The 25527-nt window shown below is 36.8% G+C and carries 25 protein-coding genes; 15 read left to right on the top strand and 10 right to left on the bottom strand.

Annotation, left to right across the window (positions count from 1 at the left end):
• Nucleotides 1–43: 43 nt before the first annotated feature.
• The 7 genes from B2Z27_RS10975 to B2Z27_RS10945 all read right to left on the bottom strand — a co-directional run bounded on the left by B2Z27_RS10975 (nt 44) and on the right by B2Z27_RS10945 (nt 7064).
• Entirely contained in the window at nt 44–454 is a 411-nt protein-coding gene (locus B2Z27_RS10975) for a hypothetical protein (RefSeq protein ID WP_286813690.1), read from the bottom strand.
• 220 nt (nt 455–674) lie between these two features.
• On the bottom strand, nt 675–1346 hold the full coding sequence (gene lepB / locus B2Z27_RS10970; protein ID WP_286813689.1) for a signal peptidase I: 672 nt from the start codon (nt 1344–1346) through the stop codon (nt 675–677).
• Nucleotides 1347–1474: 128 nt separating this feature from the next.
• Nucleotides 1475–2128, bottom strand: coding sequence for a fructose-6-phosphate aldolase (gene fsa, locus B2Z27_RS10965; RefSeq protein ID WP_058105582.1), 654 nt, complete (start codon nt 2126–2128; stop codon nt 1475–1477).
• A gap of 57 nt (nt 2129–2185) precedes the next feature.
• Nucleotides 2186–4216 carry a transketolase family protein gene (locus tag B2Z27_RS10960; RefSeq protein ID WP_286813688.1) on the bottom strand — a complete coding sequence of 677 codons (2031 nt, stop codon included), beginning with the start codon at nt 4214–4216 and terminating at the stop codon, nt 2186–2188.
• A 375-nt stretch (nt 4217–4591) separates the two neighbouring features.
• Complete coding sequence (rpiA, locus tag B2Z27_RS10955; protein WP_286813687.1) at nt 4592–5269, bottom strand: ribose-5-phosphate isomerase RpiA; 678 nt, start codon at nt 5267–5269, stop codon at nt 4592–4594.
• A 170-nt stretch (nt 5270–5439) separates the two neighbouring features.
• Nucleotides 5440–6294, bottom strand: coding sequence for a universal stress protein (locus tag B2Z27_RS10950; RefSeq protein ID WP_286813686.1), 855 nt, complete (start codon nt 6292–6294; stop codon nt 5440–5442).
• Between the two features lie 80 nt (nt 6295–6374).
• On the bottom strand, nt 6375–7064 hold the full coding sequence (locus tag B2Z27_RS10945; protein ID WP_286813685.1) for a Crp/Fnr family transcriptional regulator: 690 nt from the start codon (nt 7062–7064) through the stop codon (nt 6375–6377).
• Nucleotides 7065–7182: 118 nt separating this feature from the next.
• On the opposite strand from B2Z27_RS10945, the gene B2Z27_RS10940 reads away from it, so the two are divergent.
• The 10 genes from B2Z27_RS10940 (at nt 7183) to B2Z27_RS10895 (ending at nt 18278) form a co-directional block, all read left to right on the top strand.
• Nucleotides 7183–9576, top strand: coding sequence for a heavy metal translocating P-type ATPase (locus tag B2Z27_RS10940; RefSeq protein WP_286813684.1), 2394 nt, complete (start codon nt 7183–7185; stop codon nt 9574–9576).
• Between the two features lie 288 nt (nt 9577–9864).
• Nucleotides 9865–10038, top strand: a complete 174-nt coding sequence (ccoS, locus tag B2Z27_RS10935; RefSeq protein WP_074674821.1) for a cbb3-type cytochrome oxidase assembly protein CcoS — start codon at nt 9865–9867, stop codon at nt 10036–10038.
• A gap of 118 nt (nt 10039–10156) precedes the next feature.
• Nucleotides 10157–12361, top strand: coding sequence for a cytochrome-c oxidase, cbb3-type subunit I (ccoN, locus tag B2Z27_RS10930; protein WP_286813683.1), 2205 nt, complete (start codon nt 10157–10159; stop codon nt 12359–12361).
• 5 nt (nt 12362–12366) lie between these two features.
• Nucleotides 12367–12558, top strand: a complete 192-nt coding sequence (locus tag B2Z27_RS10925; RefSeq protein ID WP_058105576.1) for a cytochrome c oxidase subunit IV — start codon at nt 12367–12369, stop codon at nt 12556–12558.
• Nucleotides 12555–13511 (top strand): cbb3-type cytochrome c oxidase N-terminal domain-containing protein, encoded by a 957-nt coding sequence (locus tag B2Z27_RS10920; RefSeq protein ID WP_286813682.1) that lies wholly within the window; start codon nt 12555–12557, stop codon nt 13509–13511. The genes B2Z27_RS10925 and B2Z27_RS10920 overlap by 4 nt, the downstream gene beginning before the upstream one ends.
• Before the next feature lie 46 nt (nt 13512–13557).
• Nucleotides 13558–14976, top strand: coding sequence for a cytochrome c oxidase accessory protein CcoG (gene ccoG / locus B2Z27_RS10915; RefSeq protein WP_286813681.1), 1419 nt, complete (start codon nt 13558–13560; stop codon nt 14974–14976).
• A 108-nt stretch (nt 14977–15084) separates the two neighbouring features.
• Nucleotides 15085–15531, top strand: a complete 447-nt coding sequence (locus B2Z27_RS10910; protein WP_058105574.1) for a FixH family protein — start codon at nt 15085–15087, stop codon at nt 15529–15531.
• A 3-nt stretch (nt 15532–15534) separates the two neighbouring features.
• The gene (locus tag B2Z27_RS10905; RefSeq protein ID WP_058105573.1) at nt 15535–16239 is read left to right on the top strand and encodes a sulfite exporter TauE/SafE family protein; all 705 of its coding nucleotides are present in this window, start codon (nt 15535–15537) and stop codon (nt 16237–16239) included.
• A 27-nt stretch (nt 16240–16266) separates the two neighbouring features.
• On the top strand, nt 16267–16758 hold the full coding sequence (locus tag B2Z27_RS10900) for a GTP-binding protein (protein ID WP_286813680.1): 492 nt from the start codon (nt 16267–16269) through the stop codon (nt 16756–16758).
• Between the two features lie 65 nt (nt 16759–16823).
• Nucleotides 16824–18278, top strand: a complete 1455-nt coding sequence (locus B2Z27_RS10895; RefSeq protein ID WP_286813679.1) for a vanadium-dependent haloperoxidase — start codon at nt 16824–16826, stop codon at nt 18276–18278.
• 83 nt (nt 18279–18361) lie between these two features.
• Here the strand turns inward: B2Z27_RS10895 and B2Z27_RS10890 are convergent, their stop codons facing one another.
• Complete coding sequence (locus B2Z27_RS10890) at nt 18362–19183, bottom strand: universal stress protein (RefSeq protein ID WP_058105570.1); 822 nt, start codon at nt 19181–19183, stop codon at nt 18362–18364.
• A gap of 37 nt (nt 19184–19220) precedes the next feature.
• Nucleotides 19221–20582: an oxygen-independent coproporphyrinogen III oxidase gene (gene hemN, locus B2Z27_RS10885; RefSeq protein ID WP_286813678.1), complete on the bottom strand. Its 1362-nt coding sequence runs from the start codon at nt 20580–20582 to the stop codon at nt 19221–19223.
• A 192-nt stretch (nt 20583–20774) separates the two neighbouring features.
• Between hemN and B2Z27_RS10880 the strand changes: the two genes are divergently transcribed.
• The 4 genes from B2Z27_RS10880 to B2Z27_RS10865 all read left to right on the top strand — a co-directional run bounded on the left by B2Z27_RS10880 (nt 20775) and on the right by B2Z27_RS10865 (nt 24145).
• A complete protein-coding gene (locus B2Z27_RS10880) occupies nt 20775–21143 on the top strand; it encodes a DUF983 domain-containing protein (protein WP_286813677.1) in 369 nt (122 codons plus the stop codon).
• 7 nt (nt 21144–21150) lie between these two features.
• Nucleotides 21151–21783 (top strand): Crp/Fnr family transcriptional regulator, encoded by a 633-nt coding sequence (locus B2Z27_RS10875; protein WP_071339754.1) that lies wholly within the window; start codon nt 21151–21153, stop codon nt 21781–21783.
• A gap of 69 nt (nt 21784–21852) precedes the next feature.
• The gene (locus tag B2Z27_RS10870) at nt 21853–22653 is read left to right on the top strand and encodes a sulfite exporter TauE/SafE family protein (RefSeq protein ID WP_286813676.1); all 801 of its coding nucleotides are present in this window, start codon (nt 21853–21855) and stop codon (nt 22651–22653) included.
• A gap of 82 nt (nt 22654–22735) precedes the next feature.
• On the top strand, nt 22736–24145 hold the full coding sequence (locus B2Z27_RS10865; protein WP_286813675.1) for an MBL fold metallo-hydrolase: 1410 nt from the start codon (nt 22736–22738) through the stop codon (nt 24143–24145).
• Between the two features lie 13 nt (nt 24146–24158).
• Here the strand turns inward: B2Z27_RS10865 and B2Z27_RS10860 are convergent, their stop codons facing one another.
• A complete protein-coding gene (locus B2Z27_RS10860; RefSeq protein WP_286813674.1) occupies nt 24159–25055 on the bottom strand; it encodes a sterol desaturase family protein in 897 nt (298 codons plus the stop codon).
• A gap of 238 nt (nt 25056–25293) precedes the next feature.
• On the opposite strand from B2Z27_RS10860, the gene B2Z27_RS10855 reads away from it, so the two are divergent.
• On the top strand, nt 25294–25500 hold the full coding sequence (locus B2Z27_RS10855; protein WP_286813673.1) for a YgaP family membrane protein: 207 nt from the start codon (nt 25294–25296) through the stop codon (nt 25498–25500).
• The last annotated feature ends 27 nt before the right edge of the window (nt 25501–25527 follow it).

The following is a 25527-nucleotide window of genomic DNA, read 5'->3' as shown; positions in this document are numbered from 1 at the left end:
CTGGACTAGGGCTTTTCATAGGAGGCATTGTTGTAAACAGTTTTTATTTTTTCCAGCCTTTGTATGCGATTACGATTCCAATAATTCCGAGTAAAATTCCGCTCCAAAAATCATTCGACTCTTCATATTCATTTAAGAATACAATTTTGTCCTCCTTTTCATTGGTCAATACCTCCAAATCACTTTTACCGATTATCGTTTCGCAAATTAGTCGATTACCTTTTTTTACGAAAACCTGTCCATTATATGTCAACTTATAATACCCACCTCTCCGTCCAAGATTATCACAGTCTTTTGGTGTTTCAAGAACTTTAGCAGTTATAATTTTATTCTGCTCCGTTATTCTCTTTTTTAAGACTCCATTATTCAGAACTATGACCGCAATTATCAACATAAATAATCCGCCAATTATTAGTCCTTTAGTTATAATAAATGATATGATTTTTGATTTCAACTAAGAGATTCTAAATTGTTTACAACGGTTTAGCTAAGCGTAGTGCGGATGCCAGGAAAACGTTACGTTTCCGCCGTAGCACGAAGCTAAAGCTTTTTGTTTAGTTTTTATTTTTCTTATCCAAAGCTAAATCGGAAAGATTTAGCGACATTATAAATATACGCAGGCAATTAGACTTAACCCAAAACTCCGCATTACGTTTAGGTTTTGTTGTGCGACGTTATTTATTTATAAGCACACCTTTTACTTTTTTTTCGTCTACGAATCCAAAAAACCTTGAATCGTAACTATAATTTCTATTGTCACCTAAAAAGAATAAAGAATTTTTTGGAATCACAATTGGCCCAAAATTTTCTTCAGTCCAGGGTTTTCCATAAGTTGAAACTATTTCTTGATTATTTAATGTCCTTGTCGTCCGTTTAATTTTTTTAGGGTACTGGTTCGCTATATTGTCAGATAAATTTAAATACGCTGTGTCGTTTTTTATTTCCAGAATATCTTTTTTAGATATTTTTCTATCATTAAGAAGTTTGTTTGCAGTGCTTTTATCCATTTTGTACTGATGGTTAAGGATTAAGTTTTCGTCAAAATTTTTACCATTAACAAACAAGGTTCCATTTATTATTTGAACTGTGTCATTTTCAATACCACAAAGTCTTTGAAACCAAATCCCTTCAGGATAACCTTCTAATTCCTGAAGATAAAAAACGAAGTCAAGTTTTTTTGGTTTTTTAAGGTTTGTTCCAATCAGAATACTCCCAATTTTTAAGGTTGGTTCATTACCTGCTGATGATACAGTAAACAGTTTGAACGTATACCTTATGTCCGTAAACAAATAGACTAGGATTATTGTTGTTAGTCCTAAAAGTATAATTATAGTTGGTTTTTTCATAATGGCGCACAACAATTGTATATGTACACAATTGCACATATATCTTTTATATCACAACTAATATAAAACAAAAAAACCATCACTTTTCAGTGATGGTTTTTAATATCAATGAGATAAAGTTCTACACTTTAGTTACCTTTTTTGTAATCTGCCAAGAACTTCTCTAGACCACTATCTGTTAAAGGGTGTTTTAAAAGTCCTGTAATTGCACCTAAGCCACCGGTCATAACATCGGCACCGATTTTGGCACAGTCAATAATATGCATTACGTGACGTACAGATGCTGCTAAAATTTCAGTTTCAAAACCGTAGTTATCATAGATCAAACGAATATCCGCTATTAAGCCTAAACCATCTGTTGAGATATCATCTAAACGACCAATGAACGGAGATACATAAGTTGCTCCTGCTTTTGCAGCCAATAAAGCTTGACCTGAAGAGAATACCAACGTACAGTTAGTTCTGTATCCTTTATCAGAGAAATACTTTATCGCTTTTACACCTTCTTTGATCATTGGTACCTTAATTACGATCTGTGGGCTAATTTTAACCAACTTCTCCCCTTCTTCAACCATTCCGTCAAAATCGGTAGAAATTACCTCAGCACTAACATCACCGTCTACCAAGTCACATATCTTCTTGTAATGTGCCAAAATATTATCGGCACCTGTAATGCCTTCTTTAGCCATTAAAGATGGGTTTGTGGTAACACCATCTAAAATACCCATATCCTGAGCTTCTTTGATCTCGTCTAAATTTGCTGTATCTATAAAAAATTTCATCTGTTACTAATTTTAAATTTATAATCAATGTCCCTAAAGCAATGCCTTAAAGATTATTTATTTTAAAAAATCTACTACTTGTTGGTATACTTGATCTCCGGTAAAGCCAAATTTCTCATCAAGTACGGTTGCAGGTGCAGAGTACCCAAAGTGCTCTAAACCGAATACTTTACCATTTGGTCCTGCTAAACCTTCCAAGTTTACAGGTAAACCTGCCGTAAGACCGAATACCGGCTTGTTTGGCGGAATAATTTTTTCTTGGTATGCTTCTGACTGTTGTCTAAACAAACCTTCTGAAGGTATTGAAGCTATATTCACTTTCAAGCCTTCTTTCTCTTCCAACAATTTGGTTGCCGCTACTAAAGTAGATACCTCAGAACCGTTGGCAATTAATATTACATCTGGATCAGCTACTTCTTGTACCAAATATCCACCTTTTTCCGCTCCTAAAGCTTCTTCATAACGGTTACCGCTCTTAGCAGGAACATCACCTATACCTTGTCTGGACAAGATAAGACCTGTTGGCGTCTTTTGGTTTTCCATGGCCATTTTCCAAGCTACATTCGTTTCTTGAGAATCTGCCGGGCGCAATGCTACAAAACTTTGCTCATGGCTATGGTTATTTAATTTCTCTAATAAACGTATTTGAGCTTCTTGCTCTATGGGTTGGTGCGTTGGACCATCCTCTCCTACCCTAAAGGCGTCATGTGTCCAAACAAACTTCACCGGTAATTCTTGAATACAGCTTAAACGAATGGCTGGTTTCATATAATCAGAAAACACAAAGAATGTGGCCACTACCGCCATAACCCCACCATGTAAGGCAATACCATTTGCCATAGTTGCCATGGTCAATTCCGCTACACCTGCCTGTAAGAAGGCTCCGGAGAAATCACCTTTCTTTAAAATACTTGTTTTCTTTAAGAACCCGTCCGTTTTATCACTGTTAGATAAATCTGCAGAAGATACGATCATGTTCTCTACGTTCTGTGCCAAATAAGCCAAAACATTGGAAGAGGCCGCTCTTGTCGCCTGACCTTCTTTTTGAGCTATAGAACTGAAATCCAATTTAGGTAATTTTCCTTCAAGGAAACCATCTAACTTAGCAGATAGCTCTGGGTTCTCTGAACGCCATGCATCAATCTCTTTTTTCTTGGCCTGAGCTTCATCTTTCTTTCTATTGATGATCCCTTCGTAGTATTCCTCTACTTTTGAATAAATATCAAAAGGATTGTCAACATCGGCTCCTAAATTCACCAAAGTCTTTTCATAATCAGCTCCTGTATCGCCAATTGGCTTACCATGTAACTCGGTGTACCCTTCGTACGGAGTTCCATCTGCAGTTACACAGCCTTTACCCATTATGGTCTGACCAATGATCAAGGTTGGCTTTTCTGTTTCTGCATTGGCATCTGTCAACGCTTTTCTGATCTGCTCATGATCGTGACCGTCTATAGTAACTACTTTCCATCCCCATGCTTCATATTTCTTTGCTGTATCCTCAGAAGTTACCTCATCTGTTTTAGATGATAATTGAACATCGTTAGAATCATAGAACATGATAAAATTACTTAAGCCTAAGTGACCAGCAATTCTACCTGCACCTTGAGAAATTTCTTCTTGCACACCACCATCAGAAATAAAACCATAGATCTTATGGTTCATCCAATCGCCAAAACGCGCTTTTAAGAAATTGGCCGCTACCGCTGCACCAACACCCATAGTATGCCCTTGACCTAATGGACCAGATGTATTTTCAATACCTCTTGCCACATCTACCTCAGGGTGACCAGGTGTTACCGATCCCCATTGTCTAAAATTGGATACGTCGTCTTTTGAGTAGTTCCCCAAAAGGTAATATTGCGCATACATCAATGTTGATAAGTGACCAGCATCCATAAAGAAACGATCTCTAAAAGGCCATTTCATATCAGAAGGATCATAGTTGAAAAATTCAGTATATAAAATGTGCATGTAGTCTGCTCCTCCCATTGGCCCACCTGGGTGCCCAGAGTTTGCCTTTTCTACCATCGCTACAGCTAATGCCCTAATATTATCGGCCGCTAATTGATCTAGTTCCTTGTTCATTATATTTTAGATTATTTTTCAGGTTCGTGTTAAATTCAAAACTTATTAAATCTCCTCAAAGATACTTTATATAGGGCTCTAATTAAAATTATTTGCACAACATAATTCTATAGCACTCAACTATTAAACGGCTAAACTTCGATAGATTGATGCTTGAACTCTTTCGAAAGGGTTTTCGAAGAGTTTTTCATGTGCCTCCTGATGTATTTATTGGTTTATCTCCTCAAAATAAAACACTTATGCTATGGTAAATGGAATAGCAAAATTCAAAAAATGCCTACACTAGTGAAATCATGAAATGACTTTCACAGGTTTGCATATTTACAATCTGGATATTATAACAATTTTAGCGTTTTCTGTACCCCTAAAATGCAGTTATCTCTTTTTGACAACTGCTTGATCCCCTTCCCCAATGATAACAATATCGGTAGTGGTCAAGAACAATCCTGTTTCTACTATACCGGGTATGGTCTTTAATTGCTGTTCTAAGGTCGTCAGTTTAACATCGGCATCCCAAATATCTATGTCTATGATGTCGTTGTTTTCGTCCGTTCTATAATGCTCACCATCTTTTAAACGTTGAACGGGACTAAGTTTCATGCCTTCAAGTTCCTTTATGATAAGCTGTGTTGCAAAGGGAATGGTTTCTATAGGCAATTTGAACTTACCTAGTTTTTTTACACTTTTAGAAGAATCGGCAATAACAATATTAAGATCGGAATTATGTGCCACAATTTTTTCGCGCAGCAATGCACCTCCACCGCCTTTGATCAACTGAAAGTCTTGATCTACCTCATCCGCACCATCAATGGTAACATTCAACCGCTTTGCCTCTGCCAAGGTGATGACATCAATACCTAGTTTTCTTGCTAATTTTTCAGTCTCGTTAGATGTTGCAACGGCTTTGATGTGTAATCCGTTCTGCACCATTTCCCCAATGGCTTCAATCATAAAAAATGCCGTAGATCCGGTACCTAGACCTACATTCATTCCTGATTCAATAAATTTTACCGCCTCTAATGCTGCTACTTTTTTCTCGTTTACCGCGCTCACTTATAATGGTATTTAGGTTCGTTATTTTCGCTAAAGATATTTATAAATGATCGATGTTCCCGTGATTGTTCATTTGTTCTAAAAAAAACTTTAGTGCTTTTGAATTCACCCTACACCAATTGCAAAAACATTACTACAGATTTTCTATTTTCATCATTTGAAAGCAGCCATCAATTTTCAATTGATTTTAATGAAAGTATAGGCACATCTTTACAAAAATGTGCCTTGTCAATGACATAATTAAGCCTCAGGTTTTTCATAAACTCATGATTACTACTGAATACCACAACCAATTGACAATTATTTTGATCAATGAAAGTACTTAAAGTAAAAGATAAAGCGTCCTTAACCGATATATTGTAAAATTCATGTGATACATTATGTAGTGTTTTATCTATGGTATACAAATTCAATTTTTTAAGGGTATTCAAATGATCATTAGATTTCTGAAAATTCAGAATATGAACTCTGCTATTAAAACCGCTACATACTTGTAACAATGAATTCAATTCGTTTCCCTTATAAAAATAATTTGTATCTGACACCAAGGCAATATTGGCTAGGTCCCTAAACGTAAACTTTTTTGGTATTACTAAAACAGGGCAATTTTGTACATTATCCAAAATCCTTACCGCATTTCTACCCATTAAACAAGAAGGGTCCTCTTCTTCTCCTGTTGCGCCCATTACTATAAAATCTAGAGCATACTTTTCTATGGCTTCTTTCACTTCTTCAATCAATAATGAAAATGTTGGGATTTTCACATAGGTATGACGGTGATTACCATGTTGCTTTTTAACACGTGACAGCAACATTGAAAGTCCCTTTTCCGATGCTTTCTGTGCAGTACAAGCTTTGGCTTCTACAACAGCATTACCCGCCATTAATCTATTACTGTAAATTTCTGGTGTATAGGCATTTAAAAAATAGAACGTACATGTAGTATTGGCAAAAAGACGTAGTGCAAACTCGGTAGCATTCCATGCGGCCAAAGAAAAATCTGTAGGTATTAGAATGTTTTTCATGAGTAGAACGTATCAATATGAAAATAAATGTAGATGTCATGGTCCCTAGAAACTATGACATTTATCAGATCATGGAAATTTTAAAATCCGTCTATGAGTTCTTTTAAGGCACAATCGTTTACGATACCTATTTTTTTACCTTCGGTTTTAATAAGCCCTTTCTTTTTAAAATCGGATAGCATTCTAATCAAAGATTCCGTTGCGGCACCTACAATGTTGGCATAATCATCTCTACTTAACGTGAGTAACAGAAAACCGTTTTCGTCTTCGCCATAGTTCTGTCTCAAATACAACAATGCCTCTGCAAGGCGCTGTTTTACGGTCTTCTGGGACATATTTACAATGACATCATCTGCCTCTTTTAAATCGTGTGCCATATGCCGTAACACTTCTAAAGAAAAATATGGATTGGTATTTAAAGTTGTCGTAATTATTTCTTTGGGAATAAAACATACCTCCATATCATTGATCGCCGTGGCGCCCAAATTGGTATAATCCTCTGCAATTACAGAACGTTGCCCCATTATTTCGCCCCTATTGGTCAATTTTACTATTTGCTCCTTCCCGTTGCTACTAAGCTTGGACAACTTAGAAACACCGTTACGTACGCAGTAAACGCCATCTAACTTTTGCCCTTCTGAAAACAATGCATCTCCCTTTTTTATCTTTTTGGAAATTTTGGCATTGGAGACCTTTTTTAGCTCTTCTTTACTCAATGCTCGTAGCGAATTAAATTGTCTAATAATACAGTTCTCACATCTACTTTCCATGGCTATACAATTTAATATAGCACAAAATTAAACAAGCCAATTATGCTAAGAACTGACAATTATCATGTTTTAAAAAGTGATTGGTTTTCACCTTTGTAAACTTAATTGGTAAATGATTATGAAGGTTGATACATGTTATCATTGCGGAGATCCTTGTGATAGGCAACTGATCACTTTTGAAGAAAAGTCTTTTTGTTGTACCGGTTGCAAGACCGTATATGAAATTTTTTCATCTAACGACCTCTCCCATTATTACGAATTGCAAGAAGCGGCCGGTTCTACACCAAAAGCCATAGAAGGCAAATATGATTTTTTGGATAATGAAGATATCATTACCAAACTACTAGAATTTAATGATGGCAACATACAGATCGTTAATCTTTATATACCCACAATACACTGTAGTTCATGTATCTGGATTTTGGAAAACCTGAACAAACTGAACAACAATGTAACGAACTCTCAAGTAGATTTCCCAAAGAAAACCATTAGGGTTACCTATACAAAAGAGTTTGGATTAAAGTCCCTAGTTTTACTATTGGCAAAAATTGGATATGAACCATATATATCTTTAGAGGATTTTGAAGGAAAAAAGAAAGCGACCGATAGAAGCCTGATATACAAACTTGGGGTTGCAGGCTTTGCTTTTGGCAATGTTATGTTTTTATCTTTCCCAGAATATTTTGACCTGGGTTCCAGTGCGGCTTCCGGTGGTGAATTTTGGCTTAACCAGTATCAAGGTCTTTTTCGGTGGATGATGTTCGTTTTTTCAATACCTGTAGTCTTTTATGCCGGATGGGACTATTTTGTATCGGCTTTCAAAGGGCTACGTGCCAAACTCTTAAATATTGATGTACCCATTGCTTTAGGCATTCTAGTGCTTTTTCTCAGAAGTACTTTTGATATTGCTTTTGACCTGGGTAGCGGATTTTTTGACTCTCTTACAGGGTTGGTTTTCTTTCTTTTACTCGGCAAATTCTTTCAACAAAGAACCTACAGTTTTCTATCTTTTGAGCGAGATTATAAGTCCTATTTTCCTATTGCCATTACCCGTTTGAACACAGACGGAACCGAGGAAACCGTGCCTGTTCAAAATATTGAAAAAGGGGATCGCATATTGATCAGAAACGAAGAAATGATCCCTGTAGACGGCACCTTAGTATACGGCAGTGCACAAATTGATTATAGTTTTGTATCTGGGGAATCTGAACCTGTAAAAAAAGAAATTGGCGAACAATTATTTGCTGGTGGAAAACAGTTAAATGGTGTTATTGAAATGGTAGCCTTAAAATCCGTTTCGCAAAGTTACCTTACACAATTATGGAGTAATGCTATTTTCAAGACAGATAAAACCACCACTTTTCAAAACCTGACCGATAGTATTGGTAAGCGCTTTACCATTGCTGTACTTACTATTGCTATTGTATCTACCACCTTTTGGTTATTCCGTGACCCTACTAAGGCCATGAACGTATTTACGGCGGTATTGATCATTGCTTGCCCATGCGCCATTGCTTTGGCTTCTCCTTTTACCCTAGGAAATATGCTACGCATTTTTGGCAAGAAAAAATTCTACATTAAAAATACCCAGACCATTGAGCAACTAGCCAAAATAGATACTGCCATTTTTGATAAAACAGGTACCATTACCACAAGTCAAAAAAGCACTGCTTATTATGAAGGCATGCCTTTGACCGCAGAGGAAGAATCTCTTTTAAAGAATACCATAAGGGCATCTAACCACCCTTTAAGCAGATCTTTATATGATCTGCTTAAAGAACAGAATATCATCACCTTAGATGAGTATGAAGAGCATATTGGTAAAGGACTTGAAAGTAGTAAGGGAAACATAAAAATGAAAATTGGATCGGCAAATTTTGTTGGCAGAGCAATCCCTGAAAATATGCTTGACACCTCTATGTACATTAGTGCCAATAACAATTACAAGGGCAGGTATGTTTTTCAAAATCAATATCGTGAAGGGTTATCTACTACTTTCAAGAATATGTCGCAGACCTTGAACCTGGCAATTTTATCTGGGGACAATGAGGGAGAAAAAACTAGATTGGAAGCTTTGTTGCCCAAACTTACCCCCTTATTCTTCAATCAAAAACCAGAGCATAAATTAGCATTTATTAAAACATTACAAGATCAAGGCAAAAAGGTGCTTATGGTTGGTGATGGGTTAAATGATGCCGGTGCATTGGCACAAAGTAATGTAGGTATCGCCATATCTGAAAACATCAACGTCTTCTCTCCTGCGTGTGATGCCATCTTAGACGCTTCTAAATTTCAACAATTGTACAGTTATATACTTGCATCTAAAAAAGCGATCCGTATTATTAAAATGAGTTTTATGCTATCGCTGCTCTATAATTGCGTGGGCTTATATTTTGCGGTAACCGGACAGCTAGAACCTGTAATTGCCGCTATTCTTATGCCATTAAGCTCTATTAGTATTGTTGCATTTACTACAATCATGACTAATTTTATTGGCACAAAACTGTCTTGATTTCGATCCTAAAAAACACACGGCCTTAGATTATTTAGATGTATGTACAGACAAATCTCATAAACAGGTTTGCCGTGTAATATTCTTCTTTATTTAGTTGGTAATACCTACTATTTCAAACTTCAACAAAATACACTTACAACCCTATTTACCAATATTTTAAATAGCAAAAATCAACCATAAAACCTTCTCCTCTTTTATATTTTTTAAGAAAAAAATCAAAGTATGACAATTGTCATTTTCTAAGGTAGCCTACCCCCCTAAATTTACCGAATAATTAAGATTGGTATGAGTGTAATCTATGTTTTATTGGCAATTAGCCTAGTGGTCGCAATTATCTTTTTTGCCGCCTTTATCGTATCGGTCAAAAAAGGACAATATGACGATGCTTACACACCTTCTGTAAGAATGCTTTTTGAGGATGAATTGGTAAAGCCAAAGAAAGTGAAGAGTGAAGAGTGAAGTAAATAAATGAACGGGTGGAACAGATGCAAATAAATAAGAGTCTATTCTCTAAATTCTTTTCTCTCTGTTCTCCAAATAATAAAAATAAAATCCAACTAAATAAACAAGTATAATTATGGAAGTACAGCAGTTTTATTACGATAACAAAATCGTGAAAAATTTCCTTTATGCAACCATGTTTTGGGGTATTGTGGGTATGTCCGTAGGCTTATTGTTAGCCTTTATGTTCATGTTCCCTAATTTAACCGACGGCATATCATGGTTAAGCTTTGGTCGTCTAAGGCCTTTACATACCAATGCCGTTATCTTTGCATTTGTAGGTAATGCTATTTATGCGGGTGTCTACTACTCTACCCAACGTTTGTTGAAAGCTCGCATGTATAGCGATTTTTTAAGCAAATTCAACTTTTGGGGCTGGCAATTGATTATTGTAGCCGCTGCCATTACCTTACCCTTAGGGTATACCAGTTCTAAAGAATACGCTGAGTTAGAATGGCCAATAGATATAGCCATTGCCGTTGTTTGGGTCGCTTTTGGTGTTAACCTCATAGGTACCATGATCAAAAGAAGACAACGTCACCTTTATGTGGCTATTTGGTTCTACTTGGCAACATTTGTTACCGTTGCGGTACTCCATATTTTCAATAGCTTAGAACTACCGGTTACGGCATTAAAAAGTTATTCTGTCTACGCCGGTGTGCAAGATGCATTGGTACAATGGTGGTATGGGCATAATGCGGTTGCTTTCTTTTTGACTACTCCATTTTTGGGGCTTATGTATTATTTTGTACCTAAAGCGGCAAACAGACCTGTCTACTCCTATAGACTGTCTATTGTTCACTTCTGGTCGCTAATTTTCATCTATATATGGGCTGGTCCGCACCACCTATTATATTCTGCTTTGCCAGACTGGGCTCAGAACTTAGGGGTTGCCTTTTCCATCATGTTATTGGCTCCATCCTGGGGTGGTATGATCAACGGACTATTAACCTTACGTGGAGCATGGGACAAGGTACGCACTGATCCTGTTCTAAAATTTATGGTGGTCGCTATCACTGGTTATGGTATGGCAACTTTTGAAGGTCCCATGCTTTCACTTAAAAACGTAAATGCCATTGCCCACTTCAGTGATTGGATTATTGCCCACGTGCATGTAGGTGCGTTGGCATGGAACGGTTTCTTAACCTTTGGTATGATCTATTGGTTAGTACCAAAAATGACCAAGAAGAAATTATTCTCTACCCCATTGGCCAACTTCCACTTCTGGATCGGTACACTTGGTATTATACTGTATGCCTTACCAATGTACGTTGCCGGATTTACACAGGCCCTAATGTGGAAAGATTTTAATCCTGATGGTACTTTGGTCTACGGTAACTTTTTAGAAACCGTAAACGAGATCATGCCTATGTATTGGATGCGTGCCATTGGTGGTAGCCTTTATATTGTTGGTGCAATTGTAATGATATACAACGTAGTACGCACTATTAAAGCTGGTAGCGTTATTAAAGATGAACTAGCTGAAGCTGCTGCACTAACACGTGTATCTAAAAGAAGAACCGCTGGCGAAACTTTCCATACTTGGTTAGAGCGTAAGCCAATTCAATTGACCATTCTGGCTACTATTGCCATATTAATTGGAGGTATTATTCAAATTGTCCCTACTATTTTGGTAAAGTCCAACATACCTACCATTACAAGTGTAAAACCATATACACCTTTAGAATTAGAAGGTCGTGACCTATACATTCGTGAAGGCTGTGTTAGCTGTCACTCTCAAATGGTACGCCCATTTAGAAGTGAAGTGGAACGCTATGGTGAGTATGCCAAAGCTGGGGAGTTTGTTTATGACCACCCGTTCCTTTGGGGTAGCAAACGTACAGGGCCGGATCTATTAAGGGTTGGTGGCAAATACTCGGACAACTGGCACTTAAACCATATGTACGATCCACAAAGCACCTCATCTGGTTCTATAATGCCCGCATATGCTTGGCTGGTTAGAAATGAGCATGATAGAAGCGATATACAAGCAAAAATGGAAGCTATGGTCAGTTTAGGTGTTCCTTATACAGATGAAGACATTGCAAGTGCAGAAGCTTCAATGGATGCGCAAGCAACACAAATTGAAAAGAACCTGTACAGCGATCCTGATTTTGCAAAGACTTATGAAGCCGATAAAAAATATGCTGCAGAAAATGGCGAGGATTTTATAGAAATGAGAGATCGTGAAATTGTTTCCCTTATTGCTTACCTACAACGTTTGGGTACGGATATAAAAGTGAAGGAAACTGGAGAACTATTATCTGATAACAAAAACTAAAAGTCATGTTCAAATTTGTAAAAGGTTACATGGAAACTATTGATGGTGTAGCTACCTACCCCATGATATCATTACTAATCTTCTTTGTGTTCTTCACATTGTTATTCTGGTGGGTCATAACCGCATCAAAATCATACATAAAAGAAGTTAGCGAATTGCCTTTAGAAGAAGATAACCAACTAAATAACGAAATATGAAAAATACTACAGCTTGGTGGTTGAGAATAACCGTGGCCTTCTTCTTGGTCATCGTACTTATGGAAATTTATATTGATAGTGGCGACAAGCCGGCTTTTATAGCCTACCCTACTTTAATGTTCGGTTTTATGACACTTATCTTATTGCTATTAATTGCAATTGCCTTCATTGTTCAAGCTATTGAAAATGTGCTTTATAATACTTTAGATGATGAAGCCAAAGTAAGATACTTGGCAGAGAAGGAAAAAAAGTGGGAATGGACCTGGGGTAAAAAAATGTATGCCAAAATGTTGGGCAGCAAGCCAATAGAGTCAGAAGAGGAAATTATTCTTGACCATAACTATGATGGTATACGTGAACTAGATAACAATTTACCCCCTTGGTGGGTATATCTTTTCTATGCCTCTATTGTTTTTGGGGTAGTTTACTTGGCTCGCTTTCATGTCTTTAACGATTATGACCAAGACCTTGAATACGAGCAAGAAGTGGCTGCCGCCCAATTAGAAATTGAAGCGTACAAAAAAACCGCTAAAGATCTTGTTGATGCCAGTACTGTTGAACTATTGACCGATGCGGCAGACCTAAATGCAGGTAAAGGCATCTTTGAAAGTAACTGTGTTGCGTGTCATATGGCTGATGGTGGCGGTGGTATTGGTCCAAATTTAACCGACAACCATTGGATTCTTGGCGGTGGCATTAAGAATGTGTTCAATACCATATCTGAAGGTGGTCGTGATGGTAAGGGTATGATCGCTTGGAAACAAAACCTGAAACCTGCTGAAATTGCGCAAGTAGCTAGTTATGTATTAAGTTTTCAAGGTACCACACCAGCAAACCCCAAGGCACCCGAAGGTGATATTTGGGAAGACCCTAACGCCCCCGTTGAAAATAGTACAGAAGAAGTTGTTGCTCCAGAAGTTGCAATCGACTCGGCTGCGGTTACTATGAACTAAATTTTAGTGCAAGGCAATGCCTTGTACATGCTGTTAAAAAGATAAAATGTCACAAGATCAAGATCATTTCAGGGATTCTATCGGAACCATAAAGGAAGATGGAAAACGGGCTTGGGTATTTCCAAAAAAACCCAGTGGCAAACTGTATAAGTATAGAAAATATGTAAGCTACGTTTTACTTACCTTTTTGATCGCGTCTCCTTTTATCAAAATAAACGGCAACCAATTTTTAATGTTCAATGTGCTGGAAAGACGATTCAACATCTTTGGATTTCCGTTTTATCCGCAAGACTTTCACCTTTTTGTCATCTCCATGATTATTGGTGTAGTTTTCATAGCTCTATTTACCGTGGCTTTTGGACGCATTTTCTGCGGATGGATGTGCCCACAGACCATATTCATGGAAATGGTGTTCCGTAGAATTGAATATTGGATAGATGGTGATCGTGGTGCTCAAATGCGGTTGGATAGGCAAGAATGGAATGCTGAAAAAATCAGAAAACGTGCCTTAAAATGGTTCATCTTTTTTATCATATCGTTCATTATAGCCAATGTATTTCTTGCTTACCTAATAGGTAGTGATCGCTTGATACAATACATTACCGACGGACCTGCACAGCACATTAGTACCATGGTATCATTATTGATTTTCACCGCGGTATTCTATTTTGTATTCGCATGGTTTAGAGAACAGGTTTGTATCATTGCCTGTCCATACGGTCGTATGCAAGGAGTTTTATTAGATAATAAATCTATTGTCGTTGCCTATGACCATAAACGTGGTGAAGCTGAAAACGGTAGAAAAAAATGGCGTAAAAATGAAGATAGAACAGCTTTGGGCCATGGGGATTGTATTGACTGTTTTCAATGTGTAAACGTTTGCCCAACTGGTATAGATATTAGAAACGGAACACAACTAGAGTGTGTTAACTGTACTGCTTGTATAGATGAATGCGATACGATCATGGAAAAGGTAAACCTGCCCAAGGGATTAATACGTTATGCCAGTGAAGATGAGATTACCAAAAAGGAAAAGTTCAAATTTACGCCTCGCTTAAAAGGATATACCGCTGTTCTAGTGATTTTAACAGGTGTTCTTATTGGTATGATGTTTTTAAGAAATGACCTTGAAGCAAATATTCTAAGGTTACCCGGACAGCTATATGAACATAAGGAAGGAAACATCATTAGCAATGTTTACACCTATAAATTGTTGAACAAAACTACAAAGGCGGTTGAAAATGTTCATTTTGAACTCATCTCTCCCAAAGGAGAAATTAAACTGGTTAGACATGAGAATTTTGATGTTGAACCAGAAGCCCTTGCTGAAGGTACTTTGTTCATAGAAATTAATGCATCTGCGCTAAGCGGCGATAAGAATAACCTTAAAATTGGAGTGTATAGTAACGATAAATTAATTGAGACCACTACGGCTCGTTTTTTAGCACCACGTAGTTATAAGTAAAATACCTCAGGGCTAGTTCATGAGGCATTCAAAGAATACAAACTTTTAAATTAGAGGCAAGCTTCGGGGTATTATTCCCTTTGGCGGTGCCAATAAAAATATAGCATCATGAAAATTAATTGGGGTACCGGTATTGTAATAGCTATTATAGCTTTCATTAGTTTTATTATGTTTTTTGTGGTTAAAATGACCACAAGTCATGATGCCAACCATGATCTGGTGACAGAAGAATATTATAAAGCAGAGCTTGGCTATCAAAAAGAAATAGATGCGGAGACCAACGCACGTGCAGCGTCGTCACAAATAAGACTCAAAAAATCTCCAGAGGGTTTACTCGTTATTTTTCCCGATGGATTTAATGATACCAATATCAATGGTATCGTATCCCTTTATAGACCTTCCAACAAGAATTTGGATTTTAATTTGCCCATTAGTTTATCCAATTCACAATTGCTCATACCGGACAATCAATTGTTGGAAGGTCGTTGGGATATAAAAATTTTCTGGGAATATGCCGGTAAAGAATTTTTACATAAAGAAAGTATAACCTTATAAACCATGTTATTATCTGCCCTTATACTAGGTCTTATGGGAAGTTTGCACTGCGTAGGTATGTGCGGACCCATTGCCTTTATGCTTCCCGTAGATAGAACAAATAATTATAAAAAATTCGGACAAATATTTATCTATCATTTTGGTCGTCTATTGGCTTACGGTATCATAGGTCTTGTATTTGGACTATTAGGTAAAGGGCTTTCCATCTTTGGTATACAACAGAAACTTTCTATTGCTATTGGTATTATAATGATCCTGATTGTTTTGATTCCGTATCAGACTTTCAACAAGTACAACTTGTCCAAACCTATTTACAAAGTCATATCAAAAGTTAAAAATCAATTGGGCAAAGAGCTTAAAAAGAAATCGCCCGATACATTTTTAACCATTGGTTTTCTAAATGGTTTTTTACCATGTGGTCTAGTATATATGGCTCTTTTTGGTTCTATTGCCATGGGTGATGCTTTGCAGGGCAGTTTATATATGATGCTTTTTGGCGTTGGTACTTTACCGCTAATGACGGCTGCCATTTATTTTAGCAACTTATTAAAAGGAGGCATTAGACAAAAAGTGCAAAAAGCCATTCCCGTATTTGTAATTATTATTGGTGCGCTTTTTATTCTTAGAGGTCTTGGCTTGGGTATTCCTTATGTATCCCCTGCTCCAGTTACCCAATTGGTATCTAGTGCTATAGAATGTCATAACTAATGACAATAACCAAATAAATTAAATCATATGAAACCGCTACCGAACGAAATAGTGCTTCGCCCAAGGTTTCAAATGCACGTGACCAAACCTAAAGAATTTATAATATCTAAATTTGAACATGCTGCCAAACCTCCTTTTCTTGTCAAGAGATTGGGCGAACATATTTTTATCAAACTCAATGAAAAAGAAAATCATTTTTGGTCGCCACAACTACACTTAGAATTTGAGGATAAGGATGATGGCAGTTGTAAATTATATGGCATTTTTGGACCTAACCCAACCCTATGGACCTTCTTTATGTTTGTTCACTTTGTCATTGCAACCCTGTTTATCATTGTAGCAATATGGGCATATTCCAGTGCATCTTTATATAAAGAATATCATATTCAAATCATCATAATGATAGTACTTATTGCGCTGTGGTTTGTTCTCTATTTTGCAGGTAGACGCGGTAAAAAGAAAGGACAACCTCAAATGCAGCAATTATTTGATTATATGCAGAATGTTCTTACAGCTTAAATTTTAATGGTTGAAAACTCATTATTATATTTAAAACAGCAAAAAAACAACCAACTACTACAAGAATGAATTATAAATTACTCTTATCGGTAGCATTTATCGTCATATCCGCTACCATCAATTTGGCACAAGAAAAACCTGAAGAACCAAAGGGTGTTGACAATATTGCCTATAAATGGGGAAAAATGGCTTTGGATGCCACTGCATCGGACACAGAGAAATTTAAACCCAGACCTACGATAACATCTCGCTACTTGGGTTTGATCTTTACTTCTATTTTCGATGCCTGGTCTAGATATGATAAAAATGCCATTCCCGTTTACTTGACTAATATTGATAGAAGGCCTTTGACCGAACAGACCCTTAAAAACAAAGAAATAGCTATAAGCTACGCTGCTTTTGGTACTATGAAAGAATACTACTATTCCGATACCAAAATGTTCAGGGAATTCATGGTTCAATTAGGTTTAGACCCTGACAATACCGCTACAGATCCAACAACGCCTGAAGGAATTGGTAATTTATCTGCCAAAGCTATAATAGATGCAAGAAAAAATGATGGCAGCAACCAATATGGTGAAGTGGAAGGCTCTAACGGAGAAGCTTATTTTGACTATACCCATTATAGCCCAGTAAATACCGCAGATGAAAGTACCGATATCAACCGTTGGCAACCAAAATATTTCTCCGATGGTAACGGTGGTCAATATGCCCCAGGATGCCTTACACCATACTGGCAAAAGGTTAAACCTATTACTATGTCATCTGCCGATCAATTTAGACCGGGACCACCACCAATGGTTGGTTCAGAGCAATTAAAAGAAGAAGTAAAAGAAGTGGTCGATTTACAAGCCAACCTTTCTGATGAGGACAAAGCTCTGGTGGAATTTATGCGAGACGGTCCCCAATCTGTGCAACAGGCAGGACACTGGCTTAAATTTGCACAAGACGTTTCTCGTCGCGACAATCATACATTAGACCAAGATGTAAAAATGTATTTCTTAACGGAAATTACTGCGATGGATGCTTTTATTGCTTCTTGGGATTCAAAAATGTTCTATGATTACGCAAGACCTTATGCCCTAGTACATGAGTACTATAAGGATAAAAAAATAAAAGCCTGGGGCGGACCAGGTAAAGGAATAATTGAAATGAACGGACAGGAATGGAGGCCTTATTCACCAGATATTTTTCTTTGTCCACCATTTCCCAGTTATACTTCCGGTCATAGTACTATTAGCGGTGGTTGCGCAGAAGTGTTACGTTTATTTACCGGTAACGATTACTTTGGAGAGTCTGTGGAACTAATTCCCGGTAGCTTAACCGAAATAGATACGGCGTATTATGGAAAGCCCGTGACCATTACCTTTCCTACATTTACCGAGGCTGCAAATATGGCGGGCATATCTAGGGTTATGGGCGGTTATCATATACAAGCGGATAATGTTGCAGGCTTAAAATTAGGGAGAGATGTTGCACAGCAAGCTTGGAAATTTTACAATGAGCACTTAGGTAACTAAACCATCATCTAAAGTATATAAATAAACAACCCCAAGGATAAATTTCCTTTGGGTTGATTTTGTTTATAGGCTTTGGTTAGCTGCTATATTTTAAAGGTAATCACGGGTATTCTTGCATGGTTGACAACATCTTCGCCTATACTGCCATTAAACAGATGTGAAATTCCTTTTCTACCATGGGTAGGCATTGCAATGGCATCTGCTAAAATGGTATTACCATAATTTAAGATTCCTTGCTCTACACTATAATCATTGTAGATTTCAACCTGAACGGCGGCATTCGCTTTCGTAAGAAACTTATTTATTTTTTGATATGCATCCCTATTGCTCATAAACGCATCATTAGGTGTATTTATGAACACTACTTCCATTTTAGCATTGATCATGTCTGCAAACTCTCTGGCTTTTTGAAAAGCCGGTAAGTTATCGTCATTGAAATCACAGGCAAATACAAATCTATCAATGCTTAGGCCATTTACTTCTCCTTTTATGACCAATACCGGTACAGTAGCATTTCTAACTACCTTTTCGGCATTTGAACCAATGAATATTTCTTCAAATCCGCTAGAACCATTAGAGCCCATTACTATTAAATCTGCATTGTGTTCTTCTGCGATAGCGTCTAACTCACTGTAAACTTTATAATGTTTAATGACCGGTGTCACTTTTATACCGTCTAAATATGGTTTTTGTAGAAACTCTTCCAAGTTTTTCTCTGCCAGTTTTACTAAAAAGACGGTCTGTTCTATATACATACCATCCGGTGAGGTTAATATGGCTTGGTTAAGTTCTAACATATGCACCACAAAAAGTTCCACATCATGCTTTTTAGCCAGATCCGCAGCAGCTTTTAAGGCGTTTTCCGAAGGTTCTGAAAAATCTGTAAGTACTATAATTTTTTTCATGATTTTGTATTTAGTAATTAAACTGACGACGATATACTTAAACGGTCATTGAAAACAACCGAGTATTTGGCTTTTTCTTTTGTAAAGGCAAATCAAATGCCATACACACATTTCGCACAAATGGTCTACCCTTTTCTGTAATGGTTAAACTATTTTCCTTAACGGTTACTATTCCATCTTCTTCCAATTCTTTAAGTCGATCTAGAATGTCATCCATTTGCGGTAGATATAGTTTAAAGGCTGTCCAAGTTGTTTTAAACTGGCACATTAAATTTAAGATATGCCTTCTAATTATTTGATCTTCATCCGTTAAAATATGTCCTCTATATAACGGTATAATATCATTTTCCACCAGATTTTGATATTCCTCTACATTTTTCACGTTCTGTGCAAAACCAAACCAGCTATCACTTATACTAGAAGCTCCTAAGCCTACCATTAAATGGGTATTAAAACTGGTATAGCCCATAAAATTTCTATGTAGACTTCCCTTCTCCATCGCTTGATATAAACTATCGGTCTCGAGGGCAAAATGGTCCATTCCAATTTCGTGATAGCCAAATTTTAACAAGAGTTCTTTGCCAAGTTCATATTGTTTTCGCTTTTCATCACCAGCCGGTAAATCTTCTTCATTATAGCCTCTTTGCCCATTACCTGCCAACCAGGGCACATGTGCATAACTATAAAAAGCAATACGGTCCGGTTTAAGCTCCTTGGTCTTTTCAATAGTATTTATCACATGTTCAAGTTTTTGATGCGGTAACCCAAAAATGATATCATGACTTATTGATGTATATCCTATTTCACTAGCCCAATCAGTAACATTTTTTACATTATCAAAAGGTTGAATTCTATGTATTGCTTTTTGAACGGTTTCATTGTAATCTTGAACACCAAAACTTACTCTTCTGAACCCTACTTCATATAATGCTTGTAAATGTTCTTTAGTGGTGTTGTTAGGGTGCCCCTCAAAACTAAATTCGGCATCAGGGGCTTTATCGGCGTGTCTTAAAATACCCTCAATTAAAAACACTAAATGTTCTGGACTAAAAAAAGTAGGTGTACCACCACCCAAATGCAATTCTTTTATAACTGGTTTTTCATCGAACATTGCCCTGTACAAACTCCATTCTTTTAAGATCGATTTTATATAAGGTAATTCTACATCATGCCTTTTGGTAATTCGCTTATGACATCCGCAGAATGTGCACATGTTTTCGCAAAACGGTAAATGAATATAAAGACTGATACCGGTCAAAGAATTACTGGCATGAAAACTTTTTTTCACCGTTTCTTCCCATTTCTTACCTGAAAAGGTATTTACATCCCAAAAAGGTACGGTAGGGTAACTTGTATATCTGGGTCCTGGTACATTATACTTTTGAACAAGCGAGCACATATTTATCTTATTTAATAACAAACATACACGTCATAAAAACCAAAAAATATGATTTATATCAGTTCAATAGAAAAGTAATACCCCTAACTTTTCATGAACATTAAAACAGTTTAAAACATGCTATGTAACCAATGTTACCGTATAGCATATTCAGTTATCATAGTTTTGATATATAATTTAAAAGGCTCTAAATTGTACAGTATCCTCTTTTTAAAATGCCCTAGATGTCATAAAGGGGAATTCTTTGAAGCTAATCCCTATAAATTAAGTAATTTCAACAAGGTAAAAGACCATTGCCCTAAGTGTAAGTTAAAATACAGCATAGAACCCAGTTTCTATACCGGATCTATGTATGTTTCGTATGCCGTTGGTATTGCCGTTGCCGTTGCAACATATGTTTTGTCCTTGATTTTTAATTTACAACATTCATTGGTAAGCCTATTCATAAGTATTGTGGTTGTCCTAATACTGACAATGCCATGGATCGCGGCGGTTTCAAAATCCATATGGGCAAACATGTTTTTTACTTATGATAAGAAAATAGCTAAGAATATCAATTAAAACGAACATGATCCAAGACTTGACCGCAGCATATGGTAAAACATTCGAAAATGAGCTTATTAATGAAATAGTTCAAGTAGGTACGTTCAAAGAAGTGCCGGAAGGTTTCAAACTCATGGAGATCGGCGACTTTGTAAGGGGTATGCCTTTACTAATTTCTGGTGTTATTAAGATTTTAAGAGAAGATGAAGATGGCGATGAACTACTGCTATACTATCTGGAAAAAGGTGATACCTGTTCCATGACCATGGCTTGCTGTATGGGAGATAACAAAAGTGAAATTAGGGCCATAGCCGAAACAGATACCAAACTGATCATGGTGCCTATTCAAAAAATGGAAGAATGGACTACCAAATATAAGTCTTGGCGCAATTTTGTATTCAATAGTTACCATGAGAGATTAAATGAACTTTTAAATACCTTGGATAATATTGCGTTCCAAAAAATGGACGAACGTTTAATTGGTTATTTAAAGGAAAAAGCCAGAGTAACAAAAGATGATATTATTCATAGTACCCATCAAGAAATTGCATATGACCTACATAGTTCAAGGGTCGTAATTTCTAGACTTTTAAAAAAGTTGGAAGAAATGGGAAAAATAAAACTACACCGTAACTATTTAAAAATTTTAGATTTATAATACCTCTGTAACCTTTGTTACTGCACAGGTTTCTACACCGCTCTACTTTTGTGATACTAAATAAATTACATGGAAGTATTGCATATTCTAGGGTATATCAGCGCCCTAATTATTGGTATATCTTTAGGTCTTATTGGCGGGGGAGGCTCCATTCTTGCCGTGCCCGTTTTAGCCTATCTTTTTTCAATTAATGAAAAAGCTGCAACTGCGTATTCTCTCTTTATAGTTGGTGCAAGCGCACTGGTAGGTGGTTATAAACAACATTTAAAAGGTTACGTAGATTGGCGTACCGCTATCGTTTTTGGTTTTCCGGCCATTATAGGTGTAACCATGGTAAGACATTATGTTGTACCGGCATTACCGAACATTTTATTCGAAATAGATAGTTTTCAATTTACACGTAGAATGGCCATGTTTGGGCTATTTGCTATTTTAATGATACCAGCAGCTTACTCAATGCTAAAAAAAGAAAAATGTATTGAGAATACCGGAACGGTTACCTATAACTACCCTCTAATTTTGTTGGAAGGTCTATTGGTGGGAAGTATTACGGGACTTATTGGCGCAGGGGGCGGATTTTTAATTATACCGGCATTGGTCATTTTAGCAAACGTTGAAATGAAGGTTGCCGTTGGCACTTCTTTGATCATCATCGCTATAAAATCTTTATTGGGTTTCTTATTAGGTGATGCAATGACTATGCTTATCGATTGGCAATTTTTAGCGCTTTTCACCTTTCTTTCATTGATAGGCATTTTCATAGGTAGTTACCTCAGCAATTTCATTGACGGTAACAAACTAAAGAAAGGTTTTGGCTATTTCATATTAGTAATGGCCGCTTTTATATTCTACATGGAATTCTTTAGGTAAAATTTTTCTTATGTGACCAATGTCACTGTACACCTGCATTACATAAGATAATTTTGTGGTATTAATCAAAATATATAGTACAATGAAAGTAGAACAAATATATACAGGCTGTCTTGCACAAGGCGCCTATTACATTGAAAGTAATGGTGAAGTGGCTATAATTGACCCGTTACGGGAGGTACAACCTTACATTAAAAAAGCAAATTCCGATAATGCCAAGATCAAATATATTTTTGAGACGCATTTTCATGCAGATTTTGTGAGTGGTCATGTAACGTTAGCTAAAGAAACCGGCGCAAAAATTATATATGGTCCACAGGCGAATCCGTCGTTTGATGCCTATATAGCCAAGGACAATGAATTGTTCACATTGGGTAATGTTACCATTATTGCACTACACACACCTGGGCATACAATGGAAAGTACAACATATCTACTAAAAGATGAACAAGGTAAAGACTATGCCATTTTTAGTGGTGACACCTTGTTTTTGGGTGATGTAGGCAGACCAGATTTAGCACAGAAAATGGGAGAAATCACAGAGCGTGATCTTGCAGGTTTTTTGTATGACAGTTTAAGAGAAAAAATAATGCCACTGGCAGATGACGTAATTGTATATCCTGCCCATGGAGCCGGTTCTGCATGCGGAAAAAACATGATGAAAGAAACGGTAGACACGCTAGGCAACCAGAAAAAGATGAACTATGCTTTGCGCGCGGATATGACCAAAGAAGAGTTTATTGATGAGGTAATCGACGGATTGTTACCTCCACCGCAATATTTTCCATTGAACGTTAAAATGAACAAAGAAGGTTATGAGGACGTTAAAAAAGTTTTGGAACGTGGTACAAGAGCTTTATCACCAGCTGCTTTTGAGGCGGCAGCAAATGAAACCGGTGCCATTGTTTTAGATGTACGCCATCAAGATGATTTTGCCAAAGGACATGTTCCTCGATCCATATTCATTGGATTGAACGGAAGTTTTGCACCTTGGGTGGGCGCCCTGATTGCCGATGTAGAACAACCCATTTTATTAGTTGCTCCTATAGGTATGGAAAAAGAAGCGGTCACCAGATTATCTAGAGTTGGCTTTGATGGTACCTTAGGATACCTAGATGGAGGTTTTGATGCTTGGAAAAATGCATCAATGGAGTATGACACCGTAAGTCAGGTTAATGCAGACGGACTTAAAAAAGCAATTGAGACCGAGAAACCTCCAGTTTTTGATGTAAGAAAAGAATCCGAATTTTTATCTGAACACATCATAGATGCTGTTAATACGCCGCTAGATTACATTAATGACCATTTAGCTAAGTTTCCAGACAATAAATTGTTCTACCTACATTGTGCAGGTGGCTATAGAAGCATGATAGCATCGTCTATCTTAAAAAGTAGAGGTATACATAACTTCATTGATGTAAAAGGTGGATTTGCGGCAATAAAAGAAGCTGGTGTTCCCGTAACGGAATTTGTTTGCCCAACTTCATTATAATTTGAGTAAAAAGTTAGTCGGTCTTAGTAGGCCGACTTTTCTTTTTGGGTGCAAAACCGTGTACCAGTTGCCCAAAAAAGCTCTTGGGCAAATCGTCATCTCCCGGATAACCTAGTCTTACATTCCCACTATCTTCGGGTATGTAATTGGTTTTAAATATATAATCCCAAAGACTTAAACTAATTCCAAAATTTACACCGTATGTACCTTTTGGTAAATCATAAGCATGGTGGTATAAATGCATTACCGGATTATTTAAAACATATTTTAAAGGTCCCCAAGTAATCTTAATATTGGAGTGATTAAAATGACCTATGGCTATAGCGGCAAAATGAACAATATACGCTTGTTCCGGTTCAAAACCGCCAAGAATCATAACCCCAAATGTCTTTAAAGGTTTATAGAATATATTCTCCATCCAATGATAGCGCAAATGAGCCGCAAAGCCCATTTCCTTTACACTATGGTGCACTTGGTGAAAATTCCATAAAAATGCATATTTATGAAGCAAAACATGGGTAAACCACTGTACAAAATCCAATACGATAAAAAACAGTAATAATTGCCCCCACATAGGCCAATTAGAGATATCTATAAGTGCTAAACTATTGGCTTTAATACCTATATCTTCAAAGAAAACCCCCAGTATCTTGTAAATTCCACTTATGGCAATGGCAAACAAAAAGAAGTTGAAAAACATATAAAAGCCATCTAACCAAAAGTCCTTTCTAAAAACACCTTGAGTTTTTCTCCATGGAAAAACAATTTCCAATATCCATACGATAAGGGAAATCAAAATCAATCCCCAAAAATAGTTTAGATACCATGGAACGTTGAAAATGATAGATTTCCATGTCCAACTTAACGTTCCGGTAATCGCATTTAAAAAGGCCTCTACATATGCTTCCATTGTCCTCTAACTTTTTGCAAAAATACCTTATTCATATTAATGGTGCTGTAACCAAAGTTACAATACAATTCCTTGTTTTTGGTCAATTTTGAACATGACGAATATCATACCAAAGGTGCTCAATTAATACTACTTTGGCTATTAGCTATTTAGAATGACCATTGCCTTTGGTATAGGTCTAAAAACTTACGACAACATTACATATAACAATACATCAAAAACCATTAAAACTAATATTATGAAAAAAAATATGGGAAGCACAGACCGTTTCATCAGACTTTTTATCGCAGTAGCGTTGTTGACTACATTCTATACTGATACTGTTACCGGTATTATAGGCTATTTAATGGCAGCAGTGGCCGGTGTTTTAATCTTAACTACTTTTATAAGCTTTTGCCCGCTATATTCATTGTTAGGCATAAATACTTGTAAAATGAGAAAGTAGGGCTAATTTTATTTACCATTAACTACC

Origin of the sequence: Maribacter sp. UBA3344 (assembly GCF_002362375.1) — a bacterium.
In the GTDB taxonomy this organism is placed as follows: domain Bacteria; phylum Bacteroidota; class Bacteroidia; order Flavobacteriales; family Flavobacteriaceae; genus Maribacter; species Maribacter dokdonensis.
Note: the sequence above shows the minus strand (reverse complement) of the source record. Positions and strands in the feature narration are given on the sequence as shown.